Genomic DNA, 22883 nt, shown 5'->3' with positions numbered 1-22883 from the left:
AGCTCTTCAAAAGACACAGGACTAGCCACGGTTCCCCGTCGCTTACCTGGCCGCGGACGGATACAGGACGCAACACCTGCGCGCGGACGCGTTGGGTGCAGCGCCATAAAACCGCAGCCAGTAAGGCATAAAAACAGGCGGTCTCATATCTACTATTGTTTATTTCTTATTGATCCAGGTCCGATACCGTTCGGTTGTCCAGTAAATCAGGTCCTCATTGGGCATTTCGCGCAGCTGGTTATAGCTCGGGGTGTTCTTGTTCATAAAGTTAAGCAGCGAATCGCCGGTAAGACCGGTCACCTTGTGCACAAACTGCTTGGAATAGCGGAACTCCACGTATTCATCCAGCTCGTTCTGGGCAAACTGTTGTTTAAACTTGCGCTTATCTTTCTCCCGCTGCGAATACCGGGTAAAGGGACTGAAAATAATACCGAACCCCTCTGCACGCTTGGATTTATCGACCAGGTCTTTGTTTTCCACACTCAGGATGTGGCGAAACTCGTTGGCACGATCGATTGAGTCGAGCTGGTATGCATTGTATTTGGAGGTGATTTCCACGCCCTGCAAGAAGTGTTCTTCCACGCCCAATTCGGCGTTGTGCACTTCGGTGCCGCTTAATTGTCGTACCACAAAGGTATCGGCCCTGTAACCGATGTACGAAAGCACGATGGTATCGTTTTGCTTCGCATTCAGTCTGTAATAACCACCTTTATCAGTAAACACGCTCTGGCGGTTGGCCAGGTTACGGGCAGATGCCGGATAGAGTACAAGGCGGGTGTTTTTGTCCACCATTTGCCCGCGAACGGCTACCGGATTCAGCTGCTGAGCGGATGCGCCGGAAATGCAGCAAAAGAGGCCGGCCGCTGCGATAAATAAAGACAAGCAGGATTTCATATGAAACAAAACAAATTCGTTACAAAATAGTTAAAGGGCAGCCGGGGTTATAATGCCTGCTGTTAAATGTATCACAAAAAAATCCGGCCAACTTTATTCAAGTTGGCCGGATTCATGGAATTTTTTAAAAGGAGCGCAGTAGTGAAATAACTTCATCGCGCGAATAACCAAGTTTAATCTGGATGCGCCCGATAAGCCGATCCTCTTTTCCTTCTTCGAAAAGAAGATCGTCGTCTGTTAATTCGGCGTACAGCTGTTTCAGCTTGCCTTTAATTTCGTTCCAACTGCCTTTGATGATTAAAGTGTCCATAACTGCACAGGTTTTAGCGTGAACAATCAGGGGTAATCTTCCCTCTCAAAGGCCAAATCCGTGCCAAAACGGATCAGTTCACCTTAACAGTGGTCACGAAATCGGTGCTTTTACCGGCGCCCAGGCGTTTTAACATCATCCCATTGTTAAAGGCGTCCGGAGGCGCACTTAGGTTCTCAATGGCAATGCTGTTGCGGTGAGGCGGTATATAAACTTGTAATATCGGGTAGCTTTCCTCCGGCGACAACGCGATGGTAATGCCCTTGACCGGATCGTACAGGCGGCACAGCGGCTGAGGCTGAATAAAGTTGAGGGTATAGGAGTTATCCATATTTACCCCGGTCAGGGAGGTCAGCTTTTTAAATGTATTGTAGCGTACCAGGCGGCCGGTTGGGATCAGGCTGTTGTCGAACTCAACGATTTCATTGGATGCGAACTGCAGTTCCAGCTGATCTACAGGCGTACCTGTTGTGAAGTAAGGATGCCAGCCGTCCATTACAGGAATGGGGCCTGTGTGGCGGTTTGTAACGCGGGTTATCACTTTCAGCTCGTTCCGGGGCATCAGTTTGTAATGCACATGCACAGTAAAAGGGAACGGATAACCGGGATCTTCAGCATTGTATTCGTACTCGAGGGTAATCGATACGTAACGGGCGGTAATCTCCTCTTCAATTACTTCGAAATTGGCATCGAACAAGAGGCCGTGGATAGGCGATTTTTCGATGTTATATTCTATTCCGTCCCAGGTGTAACTGCTGTCTTTCAGGCGGCAGGCGAAGGGACTGAGTTTTACGCTTTTAAAACTGGTGGTAACTTCTTCTGTGTATTGATCGAGACTTTCGTAGTTATCTATCAGGTTAAGCGGTTTGCCGTCGTGCTGTATTTTAAAACCATGCAACATGGCGCCATAATTCGGAACGATATCTACTTGTGTGTTGTTAACATTATCCTTTAACGTGATAACATAGAAACCGTTTTCTTCATTTCGATTAATGCTAAAGCCCATTGTCTTTCCTGAATTGTGCGGTTAAATTACGAAGTGTTTTAGAAAGTTTTGGTAATTGCTCCAATAATTCTGTAAAAGATAATGCATTCAATTACCCCAAAACTTCGACCAAAGGCAATACAGCATTGAGTTTCCACGCGTTAACAAAGTTTACGGATAAATATTTCTCTTTGGTCCATGTTTTGAAAAACACAACAAAAAAGCGGGGAAAGGTTGCCCCTCCCCCGCTTTTAGCCATATGCTACTAATTTAAATATACTTGTTCACGAGGTTTTCCAGCCATTCCTGTCGACCACTGATCTGCCTGGGCTCCCCGGTAGCTACCGCAAACTCGCGGAGGTCTTCAAGGGTCAGCTTACCATCCTCAAACGCTTTACCCTGGCCACTATCGAACGAAGCGTAACGATCCTTACGGAACTGCCTGTATGGTGACTCACGCAGTATTTTATCAGCAATAATGGCCGAGCGGGCGAAGTTGTCGATCCCCCGATGTGCGCATGGAACAGGTCTTCCAGGTCGGTAGAGTTTCGGCGCGCCTTCGCATCAAAGTTTACACCGCCGCCGGCGAAGCCGCCAGCCTCCAGGATCACGAGCATGGTTTCCACCATTTCGTTCAGGTTATTGGGGAACTGGTCGGTATCCCATCCATTCTGGTAATCGCCGCGGTTGGCGTCGATGCTTCCCAGCATACCGGCATCCGCAGCGGTCTGCAGCTCATGCTGGAAGGTATGGCCGGCCAGGGTCGCGTGATTCACTTCTATATTTATTTTGAAGTCTTTATCTAGGCCATAATGACGCAGGAAGCCGATTACCGTAGCGCAATCGTAATCGTACTGATGTTTGGTTGGCTCGCAGGGCTTCGGCTCAATGAAAACGTGCCTTTAAAGCCCTGTTTGCGGGCGTAATCGCGGCCCATAGCCGGAAGCGCGCCAGGTGCTCCTGTTCGCGTTTCATGTCGGTGTTCAGGAGGGTCATGTACCCCTCGCGGCCGCCCCAGAACACATAGTTTTCACCGCCCAGCGCTATCGTAGCGTCCATGGCATTTTTAATCTGCGTGCCGGCGTAGGCTACCACCGAAAAGTCGGGATTGGTGGAGGCGCCGTTCATGTAACGTGGGTTGCTGAACACATTCGCGGTTCCCCAGAGCAGCTTTACGCCACTGGCCGCCTGCTTCTGTTTGGCGTACTCTACGATCATCTGCAGGCGGGCTTCGTACTCCGCCAGGCTATCGCCTTCGTCCACCAGGTCAATGTCGTGAAAGCAGTAGTACGGCACGTCCAGTTTGGTGATAAACTCAAAAGCTGCATCCATCTTGTCTTTTGCACTCTGCGCAGGATCGGGGGAAATTAACCAGGGAAAGGCCTTGGTACCTGGACCAAAAGGATCGCCGCCGGTGCCGCAGAAGGTATGCCAGTAAGAAACCGCGAATTTAAACAGCTCCTTCATGGTTTTACCGTTGATCTTATGTTCCGGGTTGTACCATTTATAAGCAAACGGGTTGTCGGATTGCGGGCCTTCGTACTTTACCTGCCCAATACCTTTAAAGTATTCTGTGTTTCCTAACGTGATACTCATGATATGTTATAATTTTAAAGTGTTCTATTGACAATCAAACTTCAAATTACAGCATTTCCTGCAGACCGGCTTTCCAATCTGCGTAAACGTGTGCGTAAGCATCGCGTAATGCCGGATCGGGGGTAATGGTCGACAGGCACTCCATGCCGTTAAAGGCTTCACGCATCTCTTTATAATAGCCCAAACCTACGCCCGCGGCCCGTGCAGCACCCAATGCCCCGTCGGTGTTGTACAGTTCAATGGTGACGTTGCCTGTATTCGCAAAAGCCTCGCGGAACAGGGGACTCAAAAACATGTTCGCCTTACCGGCCCGCACCCGCTCGATCTTCAGTCCCATTTCGCGCATAATGTCCATCCCATACGTCAGTGCATACACGATACCTTCCTGTCCCGCGCGCAGCAGGTGTTCCTGCTGGTGAACGTTAAAATTCAGATGACGGATCATGCCACCGAAAGGCTTGTTTGCCAGGATACGCTCCACTCCGTTACCAAACGGATATACCTGCAATCCGGCCGCGCCCAGTGGCGCTTTGGCGGCACGATTATTCATTTCTTCGTACGATGCCCCGCTCACCTGGTGTTTCAACCAGCTGTTAAGTATACCGGTTCCGTTGAGGCACATCAGCACGCCATTTCGGGGTTGCTCTTTCGTATGGTTCACGTGTATAAAGGAATTCACGCGGCTTTGCGCATCATAAGCAGGCTGGTCGCCCACCGCGTATACCACGCCGGACGTACCCGCAGTAGTGGCAGCTTCGCCAGGTTGCAGCACGTTTAAGGAAAAGGCGTTATTGGGCTGATCACCGGCGCGGTAGGTTACCGGCGTGCCTTCGGCGATGCCCAGTAATGCAGCGGCCTGCTTCGTTACCCGTCCCTGCTCACCGAATGTGGGCACTACTTTGGACAGGATGCTCTGATCGATGCCGTAGAAGTCGAGCAGCTGCTGGGAAAGCGTTTGTTCTTTAAAATCCCAGAAGATGCCTTCGGAAAGGCCCGAAAGTGTGGTACAGGCTTCTCCGGTGAGGCGCATGGCGATGAAATCGCCCGGGAGCATAATTTTATCGATCAGCGCATAGGTTTCCGGCTCGTTTTCCCGTACCCAACGGAGTTTAGAGGCCGTAAAGTTTCCCGGCGCGTTCAGTAAATGTTGCAGGGCATACTCCTCGCCCAGGTGTTGCAAGGCCTTGTCGCCCACGCCAACGGCGCGGCTGTCGCACCATATAATCGACGGTCGCAGCGGTTGCTGGTTTTTATCCACGCACACCAGGCCATGCATCTGGTAAGCGATGCCGATGGCTTTTACATCGGCCGGTGCAAAGGAATGTTGTTTTCTGAGTAGCGCCACGGCCTTCTGTACTTCCTGCCACCACGATTCCGGGTCCTGTTCGGCCCAGTCGGCATGCGGCGCATGAATAGGCAGTTCCTTATCGGTGCTGGCGGCCGAGGCCGGGCTTTGCCGGAAACAGCATCCAGCAGCGCGGCTTTAATAGAGGAAGAACCGATGTCGAGTCCTAAAAATACATATCGCAGAATTTATCAAACCGAAATAAAAAACGTGTCCCTTTGTATTTCCGGTTGAAAAAATACAAAGGGACACGCAGACTAAGAAACTATTTAACGAATCATACCGTTAAAATTACCAAAATATGGTGTAGAGCGCGATCAGGATACAAGCCGTGACAATGGCCCCAAACGTAAATGCCGGTGATGTTTTGAACATCGAAGCATCCACTTCCAGCCTTTCGGGTTGTTTTTGCTCTTCGGATCGGCCAGTGAAATAATCACCATACCCAGCACACAGAACACAAACACGATACCCATACGGTCGATAAACGGAATTTCGTACACGCCTGCTTTATTCGGAGCAGCGAGGGCAATGTCGTATAAAGGAGCAAGATCGATCCATCCTGGTAAGAATTTCAGGATAAAGGAAAGGGCCAGGCCGCCAATCATAGCGAACAGCGCGGCTCTTGAAGTAGTTCTCTTCCAGAAGAAGCCCGGATAAACATCGCGAACACACCCGGCGACACAAAGCCGGTGTACTCCTGGATAAACTGGAAACCACCTTCTTTATCGATGCCCGTGAAGTTAGAGATCACGATGGCGAATATCATGGTTACGATCACCACGATACGGCCCATCTTCACTACATCCTGTTCTGAAGCATCTTTCTTGATTAATTTCTGGTAGATATCTAACGAGTAGATGGTCGCGATTGAATTGGCTTTACCGGCCAGCGAAGCCACTACCGCGGCCGTGAGGGCAGCGAAGGACAAACCTTTCAGACCGATGGGCAACATGTTCAATAACACGGGATAGGCATTATCCTGGTTCAGTTTGCCATCTTTCAGCATTTCAGCCTGCAATAAACCTTTCTGGTGCAGCACATAAGCGGCGATACCGGGGAGTACCACGATGATTGGCATCAGCAGTTTCAGGAAACCGGCGAACAGCAGGCCGTTGCGGGCGGTCTTCAGGTCCGCGCCCAGCGCACGCTGTGTGATGTACTGGTTACAGCCCCAATAGTTCAGGTTAATAATCCACATACCGCCAATAAGCACCGATAGTCCCGGCAGCGACAGGAAATTCTTATCCTCCTTACCCAAAATCATATGGAAATGATCGGGCGCCTGCGACATGATCTGGTTAAAACCGTTCACCGTACCAGGCGTACCAAACGAATCGCCTACCAGGTTCAACGCGAGGTAAGTTGTGGCCAAACCGCCCAGGATCAGGAAAAACACCGGATTACATCTGTATATCCAATTACCTTCATACCGCCCAGCGTGATGAAAATGGCGAACACCGCCAGCAGCGTCATACACACATAAAAGTTGATACCCGAAATGGTCGTAATCGCCAGCGCGCCCAGGTACAGGATAGACGTGAGGTTCACCACCACGTACAATACCAGCCAGAACGCAGCCATGATCAAACTTACCGTTTCGTTATACCGCTTCGATAGGAATTGCGGCATCGTGTAAATCTTGTTTTTCAGGTAGATGGGCAGAAAGAAAACAGCTACCACGATCAGTGTAGCCGCTGCCATCCACTCATAAGTGGAAATCGCCAGACCAATGGAAAAGCCGTTGCCGGACATGCCGATGAACTGCTCCGCGGAAATGTTGGAGGCGATCAGTGACGCGCCAATGGCCCACCAGGTAAGGGAGCCCTCGGCAAGGAAAAAGTCTTTGGTATCGGCAGTGGCTTTTTTCTTCCTTCTATAGATGAAGAAACCGTAACCCGCCACCACAATAAAATAAAATAGAAAAACCAGGTAGTCGTAGAAGTGCAAAGAGCTGTTCATGTTTATTTTTTCATTGAACGTGGTAATTGGAATAGATTTTTAGGCTTTCAAGATAGTATAAATTTTAAACGTACAATATACCCTTATTGTTTTTTTATTCTTTTTCCATGGATGGAATGAAAAAGGGAGCCAGGCTCCCTTTTTCGTTATTTCGCGTTCGTTATTTTGAATGTGTAAGCGTATTCCCCGGGGAGCTCCTTGGCCGTCATCTTCGGCACGTCCAGCTCGATACCGTCCTTTACCCTCTTCCAGCCTATTTTTTTGGTGGAACCGAGCAAAGTTACCGTGGTATTGGCTGCCGGTTGTACCGCTTTCAGGAAATTTGCCTTCGGGCAGCAGTGGTGTAATGGCGTACAGGTTATTGTCTTTCGTGGTAAAGAAGGCCTGTTTCACAGCGAACCCGGGATCCGGGTTGGTTGTCTGTTTTAAGATATACTCCCCGCTTGCATATCCGGGTTTCTGCTTCCAGTTACGGTCACCGGCCGACCACTGTACGGTGTTTTTCCATTTGCGCGTGCCGTAAATGGCTTCTCCGTTCACGTCCAGCCATTTGCCAATCTGTAACAGGCGCTCCTGCATGATGGGCGGAATTTTACCGTGTGCGTCAGGACCGATGTCCGGGAGCAGGTTGCCGCCACTGCTTACGATGTCGGTGAGCAGCAATACCAGGGGCCTGCGCAGAGTTATAGTCCTCTATGTCTTCATTCCTGTTATATCCGAATGAAAAGCCCATACCGCGGCACTCTTCCCAGGGGCGCGAAAAGCTGGCTCCGGCTTCATACTCGGTGGTGTAAAAGCCGCCGTGCTTCTGGCGGATACCTTTACCCCAGCGGTCATTGATCACAATGTTGTCTTTCACGGGACTGTCGTTATACATCCAGGCGATAATGTCGCGGGCTTTCCAGGTGGTATCGCTCTGGTCCCATTCCCCGTCGGTCCAGATGATATCGGGGTGGTAGTTGTTCACCAATTCCCTGATCTGCGGGAACATATGTTCATCCACATATTTATTATAATTGCCTGATTTATAAACGGGATTGTACCATTCGTACAGGGAATAGTAATAGCCCATCTTCACACCGGTTTTCTTCACGGCGCTGGTCAATTCGCCCAGCACATCGCGTTTGGCGGCAGACTCCATGGCATTCCACGGACGGCCAAATGCCTTGCTGGCCTCTTTGCTGGGCCATAACGCGAACCCGTCGTGGTGTTTGGAAGTGAGCACCACGTATTTGGCGCCGGATTTCTCCAGCAGTTTTGCCCGGCGTTGGGATCATAGTCTTCTACCTTAAATTCATCGGCAAAATTGTAATAGGAGTAGTTTTCGCCAAAACGTTTCTTGTGATAATTGTATACCACATCCTTGTTGGGATTGTTATTCCCGAATACCTGCCTGTTCTGCAACCAGTACTGGTACCATTCGGAATACACGCCTTTCGGCGCCCAGGCGGGCACGGAGTATACACCCCAGTGAATGAAGATGCCGAACTTGGCATTCTCAAACCAGGCCGGCACGGGGCGGCTGTCAATAGATTCCCAGGTAGGCTCATAGCGCTTCTGGGCTTCGGCAGTGGCGGGTAACAGGGCCAGGCCAAGCAAAATGTTCCGGATCGTTGTCTTCATGCGTGGTGTTTATTTCAGTTGATCTCCCAGTTCTATCGACTGTCCTTTAGGCAGCGACACGGGGAAGAGTTTGTCTTTATACTTGATAATGGTATTGTTGCCTGTCATCGCGGTGATCTTCGCCTTCTGCAGTTCCCCGTCCTTCCATTCCATGGTTACTTCAAAGCCACCGCGGGCGCGCAAACCACTCACCTTTCCCTCTTTCCATGATGGTGGCAGTGCGGGTAATAACTCCGGGAAATTGGTATGGCTTTGTAACAGCGCCTCCGTAATGCCTGCCGTGCTGCCAAAGTTCCCATCGATCTGGAACGGTGGGTGCGTATCAAACAAGTTAGTTAAGGTTGATTTCGTGAACAACAGTTGCAGGTGCTCGCTCACTTTGGCGCCATCTTTCAACCGTGCATAAAAGTTGATGATCCAAGCGCGGCTCCAGCCTGTATGTCCGCCGCCGCTGCTTAAACGGGTCGCCAGCGTGCGCCGTGCGCCTTCAAACAACGATGGTGTTTGTTCTGAAATCTGTGTACCCGGATGCAGCCCAAACAAATGCGAGATGTGCCGGTGGCCGGGGTCCACTTCCGCATAATCCTTTATCCATTCCATGATACGCCCGTCGGTGGTGAGTTTCGTCGGGGGCAACTGCGATATGATATCTTTCCATTTGGCTACCGATGCGGAATCGGTGCGCAGGATCGTGGCCGCTTCGATGCACTTGCCCGGAACTCACGCACGATCTGGTTATCCATGGTAGGGCCGTATGAAATACCGGTAGGCTCGCCGGTTACCGGGTGTTTGTATTTGTTTTCGGGGGATGATCCGGGAGCGGTTACCAGGTAACCTTCCGGACTTTTCACCAGGTAATCTTCGATGAACAGTGCATGCTCTTTCATGATGGGATAGGCGTTTTGTTTCAGGAACATATAGTCCTGGGTAAACGCGAAGTGATCATAAAAATGCAGGCACATCCGTGGCGCTGGCCAGCGGGAACGTGCCGAAGGCCGCATTGGCCTGTACCCCGGTTTTGCCGAAAGCGTCGGTGCAATGATGTACCACCCAGCCGCGGGCATTGTACATTTTCTTTGCCGTGATGCGGCCCTGTTCGCGCAGGTTGTTCATGAACGCAAACAGCGGAGCGGTGGTTTCGGTAAGGTTACACATTTCCGCGGGCCAGTAATTCATCTGCAGGTTGATGTTGGTATGAAAGTCCGCATTCCACGGCGCATCTATATGATTGTTCCAGACGCCCTGCAGGTTGGCCGGCAACAGGCCGGGACGGCGCGAACTACCCAGCAGCAGGTATCTTCCATATTGATAATAAAGGGTGATGAGCTCCCGGTCTTCCACCCCATTTTTTACATTGGCGAGGCGCTCGTCGGTCGGCACTTCTGTTTTATTATCGCCCAAAGAAAGTTGCACCCTTTGCATGATCGGTGCATGATCGGCGATGTGCTTCGCTCTTAACGCCGCATAGGGTTTTATTTTAGATAGATTGATCAGTTGCAGCACTTTCGCCACGGGATCCACGCCACGGTTAATATCCAACTTCGCAAAGTCATAGTTCGTGGCGCCCTGATGTACAACACGAGCGCTTCGGCGCCCTCGGCCTTCAGCGCATCCTTCGTCCGGCTCATTTTACCACCGGTATTCACCACCTGCACCGCCCCCGCAAATTTCATGTGCAAACCTTCCGGGCCGCGTTTGGTCGTGGTATTTTTATCATTGATCTGCCCGGACAACAGCAGCAGGTTATTACTCAGGCTGCGCGTGGTGCAATCCACATAATGCCGTGATGTGTCTTTCGTATCGGGCCGGTCGAGGTACAGCGTAGCGTTCAGTGCGCCGGGTTTGCTGGCGGAAATGCGTACAGCGATCACATTATCAGGAGCAGACGCAATTACTTCCTCCGTGTATTGTACACCATTATGTGTGAAAGTCGCCGTCGCCACGCCATTGATAATATCGAGTTCGCGGCGGTAGTTCGTAAAGTCAGTGAACCCATAATCAATATTGAGGTTCATCAGGGTTTGCATGGAGCGGAAGTTGCGCGCCACCTCACTCCCATTTTCGCTGGTAACGGCCACAAAATTCGCCTGCGCCAGGTCCTGTGCTTCTTTATTTTTTCCGCAAACAGGAGCTGACGAAGACTATCCAACACCTTGTATGCATTGGGATTGGCATCGTTAAACTTCAATCCGCCCCATACGCTTTCTTCGTTCAACTGGATGATTTCTCTATCCGGCCGCCCATATACCATGGCCCCCATGCGGCCATTGCCAACGGGAAGTGCCTGCAGCCAGTCGGCCGCCGGCTGTTTGTACCACAGCTTATTCGTTTGCGCACTTACTGGGAAAGTGCTGGCGATGGCCACCAGCACGGCATAGATCTTTTTCATATGGGAAAGGAATTAGCTAAATTTAATCGATCCCCTCCACGCTTACAAGTCGCTGTTAATAACCAATCAGTATTTGTGAATTTAGTCCATCAGGTCGGCCAGCTGCTTTGCTACAGCGGAGCCGATTGCTACGCCCATGCCACCCATGCGGGCAGCCACGAACAAGTGGTCTGACAGCCGCTTTACGATTGGTCTTTTCGTTGCGCCGAAGGCCATAATACCCGACCAGCGCATATCTACAGTAAAGGGAATACCAGGGAATAATCACGGTACGAAGTTTTTCCTCCAACTGGGACTGAATGCGCGCATTAAGCGCCAGTTCCGTGGTGGTTTCGCCGGCAAAATCGAGGTTGCGGCCGCCACCAAAAAGGATGCGGCCATCCAGTTCGCGGAAATAGTAGTACCCCTCATCAAAATGATATACACCTCTGAAAGGCAGGCCGGGTATAGGCTTGGTAATCAACACCTGCCCGCGGCCCGGTGTAACATCTTCCGCCGGCAGCAACTGTTTGGCGAAAGCATTCGTACAAATGGCCAGTCTCCCGGCATTAAAACTTATTGTTTCGTGCAACCATGAACGTTGTACCACCACTTCTGCCCCATCGCCTGTTTCTTCGTACCCCAGGACCTCACAGCCGGTTTTGATCTCTACGCCTTTTTCAATGGCCAGGTCGATGAGCGCACGCATCATTTTACCGGTATGCAGTTCTCCTTCGCAGTTATTTTCGATTAAGGCTTTGGTATTGAATCCGAAAGGTTTGATCTTTTCATCGGCACGCAGGTAGGCCGGCACACCCGGGATAGGCCACAGCATTTGATTCACTTCATCTATACGGTCGAGGGCCGGCAATTCTTTATCGGAGAGCAGTTCATAACTGCCATTTTCCCGGTAACCAATCCGTTCGTCACCAAGGCGTTCGCGAAGCAGGTGAAGACCTGCTTTGCGCAGGGCTACGAGGTTTACGATATCGGCTGCGGGCATGAATTGGAGGTCGGCCAGTATTTCGGTAAGACTGCCAATACAGGCGAAACCGGCGTTTCGTGTACTCGCCCCCGTAGGCAGTACACCCCGCTCCATCACTGCAATGCGGCGGCGGGGATGCCGCTCTTTGAGCGTGATGGCGGTGGACAGGCCCGTAATGCCGCCCCCAGGATGATATCGTCGTATTGCAGCAGACTTTGCTGTTCCCAGTAGCTTATCATGCCTGAGAAAGATAATAAAGTTTTAGCAAAGGCAGCTATTTTTGACCTACTGCCGTATAACGGAAAGATTTACTATCTTGTGGAAACTCCGGTGGTATTTACGCACCACGGACATACTACAACTGATCGCACACAATAGAGAATGACCTGACGGTAGTTACACACCGGCAGACGGAACTATAACTGATTGCATAAGAACTAAAACCAAAAAAGACCAGAAGATGAAACACTAAGGGCTTAACCCGCCCCCAACTGTGAATCGGCAGTGCCATGCCTGCCGTGTTCCGAGAAAACCAATATTCATTTTTATGGCGTGAAAAACCTTATTTGATGCTTAAGCTCATGTCGGCTTCGGTAGGCTTGTGCACCTACAACGCACAACGTCACCTGGCCAAACAACTGGACAGCATCCTGCAACAAACCCACCCCGTAGCAGAAATTGTTGTGATTGACGATGTATCGACCGACGGGACGCAGGACCTTCTGAACGATTACGCAACGCGTTATCCGGGCATTTTCCGGCTGGAATTCAACAGCGTTAACCAGGGTGCGAAAAAGAACTTCGAGCGCCTGCTGGCGGAATGCCAGGGGGATGCTATTTTCCTCAGCGATCATGACGACATATGGGCGCCGCAAAAGTGTCGCGTATGCTGGCTCATTTTAATACGCATCCGGAGGACAAGGTACTGTTCAGCAATGCAAAACTCATTAATGATGCAGGTGAAGAGCTGAAAGGCTGCCTGTGGACCGTGAACCGCTTTACGGCAGAGTCGCGCAGTTTTGCGGGTTGCAGGGAAGACCTGTTCCGTTACCTGCTTCGGCACGAAAGAATGGTAACCGGCGCCACGCTGGCTATCAGCAAAGATTTCGTAGCACAGCTGCTTCCATTCAGGATGATGAACCGCATGTGGCACGACGCCTGGATTGCGTTTGCAGCAGCCAGTCATGGGGCATTGAACTATGTGGACGAACAGCTCATCTGCTACCGCATCCATGCCAGCCAGCAGGTAGGCTGTAACGGCGCCAAACTCGAGCGCATGCAGTCGGGCGAAGACATGATCTCTCCCGTTATGCGCCGTGAACTGCGCAGTGCGCTTACACACGATGACCTGGTTGCACTGGTACACACGCGCAGGAAACGCGTGAAACAATGCCGCCGGCTGGGACGCTTTTTACCAATAAATCCGTCGATAACAGCGGAGCTGCGAACGGAGCAATATCATGCAGAAACGGCGTTTGCCCATCAATTCTCCTTCTGGAGAAGATGGAAGGAAACCCCGGAAGTAAAGATGTTCAACAAATGGCCGCAGGCCGCAAAAGCATTATAAACAGAAAAGGCCGCAGTGAGCGGCCTTTTCTGTTAGACTAAGTATCCAAACAACTTATCATCATTCTTCAACTCTGTGTAATCAATATTGTATTTATTCATGTTAGAGATCAGCTTATCGTAATCCTCCTTCACTCTCAACTCCACACCGATTAACGCCGGCCCCGTTTCTTTGTTATGCTTCTGGATGTATTCGAATCGCGTAATATCATCGTCCGGGCTCAGTACGTGACTCACAAACTCCTTCAAAGCACCGGGACGCTGGGCGAAGCGCACCAGGAAGTAATGCTTTAAACCCTCGTACAATAACGAACGTTCCTTTATCTCCTGCATGCGGTCGATATCATTATTGCTGCCGCTCACTACGCACACTACTTTTTTCCCTTTGATTTCGCCGGCAAAATCGTCGAGTGCCGCGATGGATAAGGCGCCAGCTGGTTCTACCACGATAGCGTCTTCATTATATAAACGAAGAATGGTGCTGCAAATACGGCCTTCGGGTACGAGGCGCATTTCGTCCAGTACTTCTTTACAAATTTCATAGGTGATCTGCCCCACGCGCTTAACAGCCGCTCCGTCCACAAACCGCTCAATCGCCGGCAGGGTAACAGGCCCGCCGTTATCCAGTGCTTTACGCATGCTGGGCGCACCTTCAGGCTCTACCCCCACAATTTTCGTTTGCGGACTGTACGTTTTAAAGTACGCGCCCACGCCGGATGCCAGTCCGCCACCGCCAACCGGTACGAATAGATAATCGATTCCCTGCTGGTCTTCAAGAATTTCTACGGCTACCGTTCCCTGCCCTTCAATAATCTTCAGGTTATCAAAAGGAGGGATAAAGGTCATTCCCTGCTCTTGCGTATACGCCTGGGCCTCCGCCGCGCAATCGTCGAACGTATCGCCGATTAAACGGATCTCGATGAACTCGCCACCAAACATCCGGGTTTGATTTACTTTTTGCTTTGGTGTAATAATCGGCATAAATACCACGCCGCGAATGCCAAGCTGTTTGCAGCTGTAGGCAAACCCCTGTGCATGGTTACCGGCGCTGGCGCAGGTTACGCCTTTTTTCAGCTGCTCCATGGGCAGGCTGCTGATCAGGTGGAAAGCGCCACGTAATTTATAGGAACGTACAATCTGTGTGTCTTCTCTTTTCAGGTACACATCGCACTGGTATTTTCTCGAAAGGCTTGCGCTGTATGTGAGTTCCGTGCGACGGACCACCGGCTTCAGCGAACGCGCTGCCTCCAGTATATTTCGTGCATCTACAAGGGTCAGTCCGGGCATTGTATTGATGGTTGGCTTTAAAAAATCAACCGGCTGCAAAAGCAGCCGGTTGACACAAATTTATGGTTTATTTACCAGGCCTCAGTTTTCTAACTGCGGCGCCGGCCTGCCACATTTCGCTTTCGCGCAGTTCTTTCAGTTCTGCGTCCAGTTTCTCGCGGTAGTCAGCAGTGCTGTTCGAGGCGATGGAACGGGCAGCTTCTTTACCTGCAGCAACGCTGGCGTACAGCTCGTCGAACACAGGCTGGGTAGCATCTTTAAATTTCTTCCACCAGTCGAGCGCACCACGCTGAGCGGTAGTAGAACAGTTAGCATACATCCAGTCCATACCGTTTTCTGCTACCAGCGGCATCAGCGACTGTGTCAGCTCTTCAACAGTTTCGTTGAATGCTTCAGAAGGTGAGTGACCGTTGCTGCGCAGTGTCTGGTACTGAGCGGCGAAGATACCCTGGATAGCGCCCATCAGGGAGCCACGCTCGCCGGTGAGGTCAGAGAATACTTCTTTTTGAAGTCTGTTTCGAACAGGTAACCGGAACCAACGCCGATACCCAGTGCGATAGCGCGCTGGCGGGCTTTGCCGGTTGCATCCTGGAAGATAGCGAAGCTGGAGTTCAGACCCTGACCAGCCAGGAACAGGCGGCGCAGGGAAGTACCGGAGCCTTTAGGAGCTACCAGGATTACATCGATATCAGCAGCAGGGATGATACCCGTCTGCTCTTTATAAGTGATACCAAAACCATGGGAGAAGTACAATGCTTTACCAGGTGTCAGGTATTGTTTCAGTGTAGGCCACAGGGTAATCTGACCGGCGTCAGACAGCAGGAACTGAATGATAGTGCCTTTCTGGGCAGCTTCTTCAATTTCGAACAGTGTTTCGCCTGGAACCCAGCCGTCAGCAACTGCTTTATCCCATGTTTTGGAGTTTTTCCTTGACCAACGATTACATTAAAACCATTGTCTTTCAGGTTGAGCGCCTGTCCAGGACCCTGAACGCCGTAACCGATAACTGCAATTACTTCGTCTTTCAGGACTTCTCTAGCTTTTTCCATTGGGAATTCTTCCCTGGTTACCACTTCTTCCTGTACACCGCCAAAATTGATAGTTGCCATGTGTTTTGTTTGTTTACCCGCTGCCTCCAACGTGAGAGAAGGCAGTGGCTGTTTGAAAATTTACTTGTGATTAAATGTAGTAGTTATAAAGATATACCTGACCGGTTAGCTTCTGGGTGCGTAACACCGGGAGGTAAGTTATCCATTTGTTTCTGGCCCAGGTTTTTCAGGTGTTCATGGAACCTGCGGCTCCATTTCACGATTGCCACCCTGCCGCTTTTGGTATACTCGATCAGCCCATATGGCTCCAGCTTTTTCAGCAAATCGAGCAACTCCTGCTGGTGCCCCGTTTTCTCGATCACGAAATAGTCTTCCGCGATCGTGAGAATGCGTGCATGGTTATCGCGTATCAGCCTTTCGATATTGCCGTTGGCCAATGCCTTGGTAGATACTTTGTACAGGGCCAGTTCCTGGTACACCACCTCGTCTTCCTCATGCACAAAGGCGCGGTGAATTTCGATGAGGCGTTCGATCTGCAGCACTACTTTGTCCAACAGCTCGCGGGTAGCCAGTACGGTAATCACGAACTTATACACACCGGGGATCTCCGTTTCGGAGGTGGTGAGGCTGGTGATGTTGATGCGTCTCCTTGTAAAGATAATAGTGATACGGTTGGTGATCCCTATGCGATCTTCCGTGTACACCGTTATTGTATATTCCTTTTGCATTTTACTGTGTTCTGTTAAGTGGTTTAGGTTGATGATACTAGTCGAGCCTGATCGTTGAAATAGGCGCGCCTGCAGGCACCATCGGGAATACGTTGTCTTCTTTTTCCACCACCACTTCCAGCAGATATGCACCCGGAGTGTTCAGCATCTCGTCGATAGCTGCACCGATCTCGGAGCGTTCTGATACTTTTTTCCTGGGATGAAAAATCCTTTCGCGATCTGTACGAAATCGGGATTGGTCATTTCGGTAGAGGAGTAACGGCGGTCGAAGAACAGTTGCTGCCACTGGCGTACCATGCCCGGGAAGTTGTTGTTCAGGATCACGATCTTCACCCCTATTTTAGACTGATAGATCGTACCCAGTTCCTGCAACGTCATCTGGAAACAGCCGTCGCCGATGATGGCCACCACTTCTCTTTCTTCTTTACCTACTTTGGCCCCCATTGCTGCCGGCAGCGCAAAGCCCATCGTGCCCATCCCGCCGGAAGTAATATTTGTATTGGGTGATTTAAAGCCGTAGTAACGCGAAGCGATCATCTGGTGCTGCCCTACGTCGGTAACGAGAATAGCTTCGCCGCTTGTTTTTTCAGAGATCAACCGGATTACTTCCGCCATTTTCAGCTCTCCTTCAGAAGGATACAGCTCTTTATGGCGTACTTTTTCGTCTTCCTGTTTGTCCAGTTCTTTGAAGGACTGTATCCACGCTTTCGTATCCTTCGCCTCTATTTTGCCGATCAGTGCCTGCAATGCTTCTTTCGCATCGGCATGTACCGGTGCATCGGCTTTGATGATCTTGTGGATTTCCGCCTCATCGATCTCGATGTGCACCACTTTGGCCTGGCTGGCGTAAGTGCTTACATCGCCGGTAATGCGGTCGTCGAAACGCATACCCACAGCGATCAATACATCACACTCGTTGGTGTTGATGTTCGGGCTGTAGTTGCCGTGCATGCCCACGTAACCAACATACAACGGATGATCTACCGGAACGGCGCTCAAACCAAGTAAAGTGGAAGCGATGGGAATACCTGCTTTTTCTGCGAACGCGATCAGTTCCTTCTGTGCATCGGAGATCAGTACACCATGACCACACAGGATGTAAGGTCTTTTGGAAGCATTGATCAATGCCGCAGCAGCTGCTACCTGTTCCATGTCCAGCGTTGGTTTTGGACGGTAGCTGCGGATGTATTCGCAGGGTTCGTATTGGAAGTCGAGCTTGCCGAACTGGGCGTTCTTGGTAATGTCTACCAACACCGGTCCGGGACGGCCGCTCTTCGCGATATAAAATGCTTTGGCAATGGCGCCCGGGATGTCTTCCGGGCGGGTTACCCGGATGTTCCACTTGGTAATGGGCATGGTGATGCCTATCACATCCGTTTCCTGGAACGCATCGGTACCGAGCAATGCAGCTGCTACCTGGCCGGTAATAGCTACCATTGGGGTAGAATCCATGTAAGCATCTGCCAGACCTGTTACCAGGTTGGTAGCGCCGGGACCTGAAGTTGCGAATACCACGCCTGTTTTGCCGGAGCTGCGCGCATAACCTTGTGCGGCATGCGTAGCACCCTGCTCGTGACGGACCAAAATATGATTGACCTGGCCAGTGACCGGAAGTCGTATAAAGCGTCATAAATAGGCATGATGGCTCCTCCAGGATAACCGAAAATGGTTTCCACGCCTTCTGCGATCAGCGAACGGATCACCGCTTCTGCGCCGGTAATCGGTTCTAACACCGGGGCCGGTGCGGGCCGCTTGTCAGACTTCTCAGTCTTCATCGGTAACACATCCTTCTGTTGCATCTTTAACATGTTTTGCGTACTTGAATAATATCCCCTTCGTTACCTTCAGGGCCGGCTTCACCCATTTCGATTTGCGGGCAGCCAGTTCTTCGGGTGTCAACTTCACATTGATCGTATTGTTAACTGCGTCTATTTCAATAATGTCATCATCCTGTACCAGGCCGATTGCGCCGCCTTCTACCGCTTCCGGTACAATGTGGCCTACCACGAAACCATGTGTACCGCCGGAGAAACGGCCGTCGGTGATGAGGGCTACGCTTTTACCCAAGCCTGCGCCGATGATGGCGGAAGTAGGTTTCAGCATTTCGGGCATACCGGGAGCGCCTTTCGGACCTACGTTGCGGATCACCACCACGTCGCCTTTTTTACTTTCCCGGAAGAGATGCCGGCGATCAGTTCAAACTCGCCGTCGAATACACGGGCGGGACCCGTGAAACGTTCCCCTTCCTTACCGGTGATCTTGGCTACAGAACCTTTTTCCGCGATGTTGCCAAACAGCATCTGGATGTGGCCGTTCGGTTTGAGCGGGGTTTCCAGCGGCAGGATCACGTCCTGTTTTTCGAAATCGATATCCGGAATGCTTTCCAGGTTTTCTGCGATGGTTTTGCCGGTAACAGTCAAACAATCGCCATGCAGGTACCCCTTCTTCAGCAGGTACTTCATCACTAAAGGAACACCACCGATGTTGTGGAGGTCTTCCATCATATATTTACCGGAAGGCTTCAGGTCACCGATCAGCGGCGTTTTGTCGCTGATGCGCTGGAAATCTTCCAAAGTGAATTTCACATTTACCGCCTTGGCGATAGCCAGGAAGTGCAATACCGCGTTGGTACTGCCACCCAGTGCGATCACCACCGTGATAGCGTTCTCAAACGCCTTGTAGGTCATGATATCGCTTGGTTTGATATCTTTTCCAGCAGGATGCGGATGTATTTACCCGCTTCCAGGCACTCGGCGCGTTTTTCCTCGCTCCGTGCGGGGTTGCTGGAGCTGTAAGGTAAGCTCATTCCCAGCGCTTCAATCGCAGAGCTCATCGTGTTCGCCGTGTACATGCCGCCGCAGGCGCCCATACCGGGACAGGAGTTCATCACGATGCCTTTGAAATCGCCTTCATCGAGCTGGCCGGCGATACGCTGACCCAGCGCTTCGAAAGAGGAGATGATATTGAGGTCCTGGCCCTTCCATTTACCCGGTGCAATAGAACCACCGTACACCATAATAGAGGGGCGGTCCAGGCGGGCCATGGCGATAATGGAACCAGGCATATTTTTATCACAACCCGGTACGGTGATCAGCCCGTCATAATACTGGGCGCCGCACACGGTTTCGATAGAATCAGCAATCAGGTCGCGGCTTACGAGCGAATAACGCATACCCTCGGTACCGTTGCTCATGCCATCGCTCACACCGATCGTATGAAAAGTAAGACCTACGAGATCGTTGGCCCATACACCCTTTTTAACGATCTGTGCCAGTTCGTTCAGGTGCATGTTACAGGTGTTGCCATCGTAACCCATGCTGGCCACGCCTACCTGGGCTTTTGCAAGATCTGCTTCTGTAAGACCAATGCCGTACAGCATCGCCTGCGCAGCGGGCTGCGTGGGATCCTGTGTGAGTACTTTGCTGTATTTATTTAATTCCATCTTATTATCTTAAGTAAGTTCCTTATTGACCTATTCTAAATCTATATAATGACTACAAAATAGCCGCAGAAGCGACCAAATTCCAAAACTGTAATTCCCCCGCTCCCGGTCGTCAAAGGGTTCCTTTTCGGCTGAAACCCTTTACAGCAGTAGAAATGATGATTTCGATTTTACACCATTCAAGGGTTTAAGGGGGCTATTTTCACCCGTGGATTTATTAAAATAATATCAGTTCCAAAGGGAAAATAGTATCAATACCGCTTCCCGTAGAGGGAGCGGTCTGGTAACTATTATCGTGGAAAACCCAATTAGCTTAATAAGTTAAGCTACCTGTGCTTCTTCGCGTTTGAATGCTTTTTCGATGACTTTCGCCTTGTAAGCCTGTTGAATGACTTTGCAGAGAGATTCGGCGAATGGTTTGGAGAGTTTGTGACCATCGAGGGATTCCCATCCGATGATCTCAGCAGCTGTACCGCAGTAGAACGCAGCTTCAGCAGTTTTCAGTTCTTCCACTGTGAACAGTTTTTCTTCCAGCGGAATACCCAGTTCGGCGCAGATTTCGATCACAGTAGCGCGGGTAATGCCCGGCAGGATAGCACCGGGAGGCGGGGTGTAGATCTTACCTTCTTTCTCGAAGAAAACGTTCGCACTGGAACCTTCGGCAACAAAACCGGCGGCGTCTAACAGCAGCGCTTCGTCAAAACCTTTTGCACGGGCTTCTTCAGAAGAAAGAATGGAGTTGATGTACAGACCGGCAGACTTAGACTCGATCTTGAACGCTTTGGGGTTCGGACGCTGGTAAGAAGAAGTCATCACGCGGATCAGCTTGTCGCCGAGGTAAGCGGGCCACTCCCATGCACAGATCAGCACGTTGGAATCCCGGGCAGCTTTCAGCGTCATGTTCGGGGGACAGAACACCAGCGGGCGGATGTAGGCTTCTTCAAAACCGTTCAGCTCCATCACCTTGTAACAGGCATCGATCAGCTCCTGGTTGGTCCACTTGTAAGGGATGTGGATCAGCTCACAGCTGCGACGGAAACGGTCGAAATGTTCTTCGGCCTTAAAAATCTTGATTTCACCACTTGCCGTTTTGTAACAGCGGATACCTTCAAATACTGCGTAACCATAGTGGAGCGACTGGCCATACAGGTCAGTTTTGGTCTCCGACGCCTTCAAATACTCGCCGTTGAAGTACAGAATCGTGTTCTCGTTGTAATAGCTATACATAGAAATTGGAATTTGTCATAAAAACGCCTTCCTCTTGTGGAGGAAGGCGTTTAATATCGTTGGTCATTATATACGCGCGCTTATCCTCCAATGTGCTGGTGGCTAATAATGACAATGACGATCACGACGAGCGTAATAGCCCAGTTGAGCTTCGGCACGATGTGATTCATTTTGTTATTGTCTTTGTTTAACCACATGGGAGGTTATATGTTCTTTTTTACGAACACTACAAATGTATTTTTCTTCACCAGAAAAAACAATACAGACCCAAATATTTTGAAATATATCAACCAGACTTCCGTTTTTTGACAAAAACGAAATAAAACGTGACTTCTTTATCATTTTTTAAATAAGTATAGCAATCCGATAGGGATTATTTAATGACATCGGTTGTCATAAACACAAAAAAGCCGGCCACTTACGTGACCGGCCATATGAAAAGTTGCAAAATGTTACTGCAAACAGGCGTCAATGACGCCCTGAAGCTCCTCTTCCTTCGCCACCAGTGCCTGTAACAGGGTAAGTTGGTTTTTGGCGCGGTTGAAGTTGTGCTCCGGGTATTTAATCGGGTAGTACACGTCGCCATTCAGGTAATCGGTTAAGAACCGGATGCCCTGCATGTAAATCATGAATTTACCCGCATAAAACAGGTGTTCCTTTTCCGTTTGAGTAAGCGTGGGGCCTACTTCGGAGAGGTAACCTTTCATCAGCGCCTCATAGTACTCGCTCCGTACCGCGATCTTGCTGAAGTCCTGCTCTTCTTCGGATACGGGACATACATAAGTACGCACCATATCGCCCAGGTCAGATATCAGCTTACCGGGCATGAGCGTATCCGGTCGCATACACACAGTCCTTCGAAAGTACCTTGTTGCAGCAATACGTTGTTGATCTTCGTATCGTGGTGCATCACGCGGTCGCCGAAATCGCTGCTGGTCTTCAGTTTCTCGAAGGTTACCGCGATGTCGGAGTAACCCAGGAATGCTTCAACCAATGCTTCCGAAAAACGTTTTCTTTCTTCAGACGCTGTGCGGATCGCATCCTGGAAGGCGCTGTAACGAAGGGTAAGGTTGTGAAAATTGGGAATGGTGGCTTTAAAGCCGCTCATATCGATGCCCGCCAGCAGGCGCGCCATCTTACCAAATTCCTTCGCCGCTTCGTAAGCCTGCTTCGGATTGTCGGCCTGGTCCACACTCATAGAACCCGCTATGAATGGGATCAGTCGCCAGTATTCGTCTTCGAACACAAACAGTTCTTCGCCTGCCGTCGTTTTTATCGGCGTGATAAAAAGATAGTCCGGCGCCTTTTGCGCCAGGTAATCAGCCGCCAGTCGCTGGTTACGCGCAATTACCCAGGGTTCTTTGAACACATTTGTGTTGATCTTCTGCAGAACATATTTTTCGCCGTTTTTGCCACTTAACAGGAATGTGTTGTTAATATGGCCCGATCCGAAACGTTGCATCTCAAAATCGGCGGCATCCAGCCCAAAGGCTTTAATGATCACAATATTCACCAT

28 protein-coding genes and 4 pseudogenes are annotated in these 22883 nt (G+C 50.5%); 2 read left to right on the top strand and 30 right to left on the bottom strand.

Annotated features, from left to right (window positions below):
• Nucleotides 1-159: 159 nt before the first annotated feature.
• The 19 genes and pseudogenes from MKQ70_RS36840 to MKQ70_RS40755 form a co-directional block, all read right to left on the bottom strand.
• Nucleotides 160-882, bottom strand: a complete 723-nt coding sequence (locus MKQ70_RS36840) for a peptidase associated/transthyretin-like domain-containing protein (protein WP_248080758.1) — start codon at nt 880-882, stop codon at nt 160-162.
• Between the two features lie 136 nt (nt 883-1018).
• Entirely contained in the window at nt 1019-1204 is a 186-nt protein-coding gene (locus MKQ70_RS36835) for a CsbD family protein (protein WP_248080755.1), read from the bottom strand.
• A 73-nt stretch (nt 1205-1277) separates the two neighbouring features.
• Complete coding sequence (locus MKQ70_RS36830; RefSeq protein WP_248080753.1) at nt 1278-2210, bottom strand: aldose 1-epimerase; 933 nt, start codon at nt 2208-2210, stop codon at nt 1278-1280.
• 249 nt (nt 2211-2459) lie between these two features.
• Nucleotides 2460-2564: a hypothetical protein gene (locus MKQ70_RS43990; RefSeq protein ID WP_504909825.1), complete on the bottom strand. Its 105-nt coding sequence runs from the start codon at nt 2562-2564 to the stop codon at nt 2460-2462.
• On the bottom strand, nt 2561-2965 hold the full coding sequence (locus MKQ70_RS43165) for an apurinic/apyrimidinic endonuclease family protein (protein WP_248080751.1): 405 nt from the start codon (nt 2963-2965) through the stop codon (nt 2561-2563). The genes MKQ70_RS43990 and MKQ70_RS43165 overlap by 4 nt, the downstream gene beginning before the upstream one ends.
• Nucleotides 2966-3074: 109 nt before the next feature.
• Nucleotides 3075-3785 (bottom strand): apurinic/apyrimidinic endonuclease family protein, encoded by a 711-nt coding sequence (locus MKQ70_RS43160; RefSeq protein ID WP_248080749.1) that lies wholly within the window; start codon nt 3783-3785, stop codon nt 3075-3077.
• Between the two features lie 46 nt (nt 3786-3831).
• On the bottom strand, nt 3832-5199 hold the full coding sequence (locus tag MKQ70_RS36815; protein ID WP_248081875.1) for a xylulokinase: 1368 nt from the start codon (nt 5197-5199) through the stop codon (nt 3832-3834).
• A 248-nt stretch (nt 5200-5447) separates the two neighbouring features.
• The gene (locus tag MKQ70_RS41820; RefSeq protein WP_308199379.1) at nt 5448-5738 is read right to left on the bottom strand and encodes a hypothetical protein; all 291 of its coding nucleotides are present in this window, start codon (nt 5736-5738) and stop codon (nt 5448-5450) included.
• Nucleotides 5735-6529 carry a sodium:solute symporter family transporter gene (locus tag MKQ70_RS41815; protein WP_308199378.1) on the bottom strand — a complete coding sequence of 265 codons (795 nt, stop codon included), beginning with the start codon at nt 6527-6529 and terminating at the stop codon, nt 5735-5737. The genes MKQ70_RS41820 and MKQ70_RS41815 overlap by 4 nt, the downstream gene beginning before the upstream one ends.
• Nucleotides 6517-7092, bottom strand: a complete 576-nt coding sequence (locus MKQ70_RS41810; RefSeq protein WP_308199377.1) for a sodium:solute symporter family transporter — start codon at nt 7090-7092, stop codon at nt 6517-6519. The genes MKQ70_RS41815 and MKQ70_RS41810 overlap by 13 nt, the downstream gene beginning before the upstream one ends.
• A gap of 39 nt (nt 7093-7131) precedes the next feature.
• Entirely contained in the window at nt 7132-7755 is a 624-nt protein-coding gene (locus tag MKQ70_RS43670) for an alpha-L-fucosidase (protein ID WP_282456994.1), read from the bottom strand.
• Nucleotides 7697-8320: an alpha-L-fucosidase gene (locus MKQ70_RS40765; protein WP_308199376.1), complete on the bottom strand. Its 624-nt coding sequence runs from the start codon at nt 8318-8320 to the stop codon at nt 7697-7699. Before MKQ70_RS40765 ends, MKQ70_RS43670 begins: the two co-directional genes overlap by 59 nt.
• A gap of 95 nt (nt 8321-8415) precedes the next feature.
• Nucleotides 8416-8715 (bottom strand): annotated as a pseudogene (locus tag MKQ70_RS40760) (alpha-L-fucosidase); the annotation flags it as partial.
• A 9-nt stretch (nt 8716-8724) separates the two neighbouring features.
• Entirely contained in the window at nt 8725-9402 is a 678-nt protein-coding gene (locus tag MKQ70_RS36800) for a glycosyl hydrolase family 95 catalytic domain-containing protein (protein WP_372490173.1), read from the bottom strand.
• Nucleotides 9378-9632 carry a glycosyl hydrolase family 95 catalytic domain-containing protein gene (locus MKQ70_RS36795; protein ID WP_248080745.1) on the bottom strand — a complete coding sequence of 85 codons (255 nt, stop codon included), beginning with the start codon at nt 9630-9632 and terminating at the stop codon, nt 9378-9380. The genes MKQ70_RS36800 and MKQ70_RS36795 overlap by 25 nt, the downstream gene beginning before the upstream one ends.
• Nucleotides 9633-9657: 25 nt before the next feature.
• Nucleotides 9658-10254, bottom strand: coding sequence for a glycosyl hydrolase family 95 catalytic domain-containing protein (locus tag MKQ70_RS36790; protein ID WP_248081910.1), 597 nt, complete (start codon nt 10252-10254; stop codon nt 9658-9660).
• A pseudogene (locus tag MKQ70_RS36785) lies at nt 10206-10975 on the bottom strand (glycoside hydrolase family 95 protein). Before MKQ70_RS36785 ends, MKQ70_RS36790 begins: the two are co-directional and overlap by 49 nt.
• Before the next feature lie 184 nt (nt 10976-11159).
• Nucleotides 11160-12224 (bottom strand): NAD(P)/FAD-dependent oxidoreductase, encoded by a 1065-nt coding sequence (locus tag MKQ70_RS36780; RefSeq protein WP_248081871.1) that lies wholly within the window; start codon nt 12222-12224, stop codon nt 11160-11162.
• The gene (locus tag MKQ70_RS40755) at nt 12182-12307 is read right to left on the bottom strand and encodes a hypothetical protein (protein ID WP_282456993.1); all 126 of its coding nucleotides are present in this window, start codon (nt 12305-12307) and stop codon (nt 12182-12184) included. Before MKQ70_RS40755 ends, MKQ70_RS36780 begins: the two co-directional genes overlap by 43 nt.
• Before the next feature lie 330 nt (nt 12308-12637).
• Here MKQ70_RS40755 and MKQ70_RS36775 point away from each other — a divergent pair, with 330 nt between their 5' ends.
• Complete coding sequence (locus MKQ70_RS36775) at nt 12638-13039, top strand: glycosyltransferase (RefSeq protein ID WP_248080743.1); 402 nt, start codon at nt 12638-12640, stop codon at nt 13037-13039.
• Nucleotides 12955-13635 (top strand): glycosyltransferase family protein, encoded by a 681-nt coding sequence (locus MKQ70_RS36770; RefSeq protein ID WP_248080741.1) that lies wholly within the window; start codon nt 12955-12957, stop codon nt 13633-13635. Before MKQ70_RS36775 ends, MKQ70_RS36770 begins: the two co-directional genes overlap by 85 nt.
• Before the next feature lie 32 nt (nt 13636-13667).
• Here MKQ70_RS36770 and ilvA read toward each other — a convergent pair whose 3' ends face one another.
• From ilvA to MKQ70_RS36730, 11 genes and pseudogenes are all read right to left on the bottom strand, one after another.
• Nucleotides 13668-14921, bottom strand: a complete 1254-nt coding sequence (gene ilvA, locus MKQ70_RS36765) for a threonine ammonia-lyase IlvA (protein ID WP_248080739.1) — start codon at nt 14919-14921, stop codon at nt 13668-13670.
• Between the two features lie 67 nt (nt 14922-14988).
• Nucleotides 14989-15384 (bottom strand): ketol-acid reductoisomerase, encoded by a 396-nt coding sequence (locus MKQ70_RS40750; protein ID WP_282456992.1) that lies wholly within the window; start codon nt 15382-15384, stop codon nt 14989-14991.
• Nucleotides 15384-15970: pseudogene (locus tag MKQ70_RS40745) on the bottom strand (NAD(P)-binding domain-containing protein). The gene MKQ70_RS40750 and the pseudogene MKQ70_RS40745 overlap by 1 nt, the downstream one beginning before the upstream one ends.
• Before the next feature lie 143 nt (nt 15971-16113).
• Nucleotides 16114-16698, bottom strand: a complete 585-nt coding sequence (gene ilvN / locus MKQ70_RS36755) for an acetolactate synthase small subunit (protein ID WP_248080737.1) — start codon at nt 16696-16698, stop codon at nt 16114-16116.
• Nucleotides 16699-16839: 141 nt separating this feature from the next.
• Nucleotides 16840-18282, bottom strand: a complete 1443-nt coding sequence (ilvB, locus tag MKQ70_RS36750) for a biosynthetic-type acetolactate synthase large subunit (protein WP_308199375.1) — start codon at nt 18280-18282, stop codon at nt 16840-16842.
• On the bottom strand, nt 18171-18473 hold the full coding sequence (locus tag MKQ70_RS41805) for a thiamine pyrophosphate-binding protein (protein ID WP_308199603.1): 303 nt from the start codon (nt 18471-18473) through the stop codon (nt 18171-18173). Before MKQ70_RS41805 ends, ilvB begins: the two co-directional genes overlap by 112 nt.
• Nucleotides 18463-19385, bottom strand: a pseudogene (locus MKQ70_RS43985) (dihydroxy-acid dehydratase domain-containing protein). Before MKQ70_RS43985 ends, MKQ70_RS41805 begins: the two are co-directional and overlap by 11 nt.
• Nucleotides 19382-20140: a dihydroxy-acid dehydratase domain-containing protein gene (locus tag MKQ70_RS43980; protein WP_504909680.1), complete on the bottom strand. Its 759-nt coding sequence runs from the start codon at nt 20138-20140 to the stop codon at nt 19382-19384. The pseudogene MKQ70_RS43985 and the gene MKQ70_RS43980 overlap by 4 nt, the downstream one beginning before the upstream one ends.
• Nucleotides 20141-20461: 321 nt before the next feature.
• On the bottom strand, nt 20462-21367 hold the full coding sequence (ilvE, locus tag MKQ70_RS36740; RefSeq protein ID WP_248080735.1) for a branched-chain-amino-acid transaminase: 906 nt from the start codon (nt 21365-21367) through the stop codon (nt 20462-20464).
• A gap of 452 nt (nt 21368-21819) precedes the next feature.
• Nucleotides 21820-22212, bottom strand: coding sequence for a hypothetical protein (locus tag MKQ70_RS36735; RefSeq protein WP_248080732.1), 393 nt, complete (start codon nt 22210-22212; stop codon nt 21820-21822).
• On the bottom strand, nt 22179-22883 hold the full coding sequence (locus tag MKQ70_RS36730; RefSeq protein ID WP_248080729.1) for a phosphotransferase enzyme family protein: 705 nt from the start codon (nt 22881-22883) through the stop codon (nt 22179-22181). Before MKQ70_RS36730 ends, MKQ70_RS36735 begins: the two co-directional genes overlap by 34 nt.

Source organism: Chitinophaga sedimenti (genome assembly GCF_023156195.1).
Taxonomy (GTDB): domain Bacteria; phylum Bacteroidota; class Bacteroidia; order Chitinophagales; family Chitinophagaceae; genus Chitinophaga; species Chitinophaga sedimenti.
Note: the sequence above shows the minus strand (reverse complement) of the source record. Positions and strands in the feature narration are given on the sequence as shown.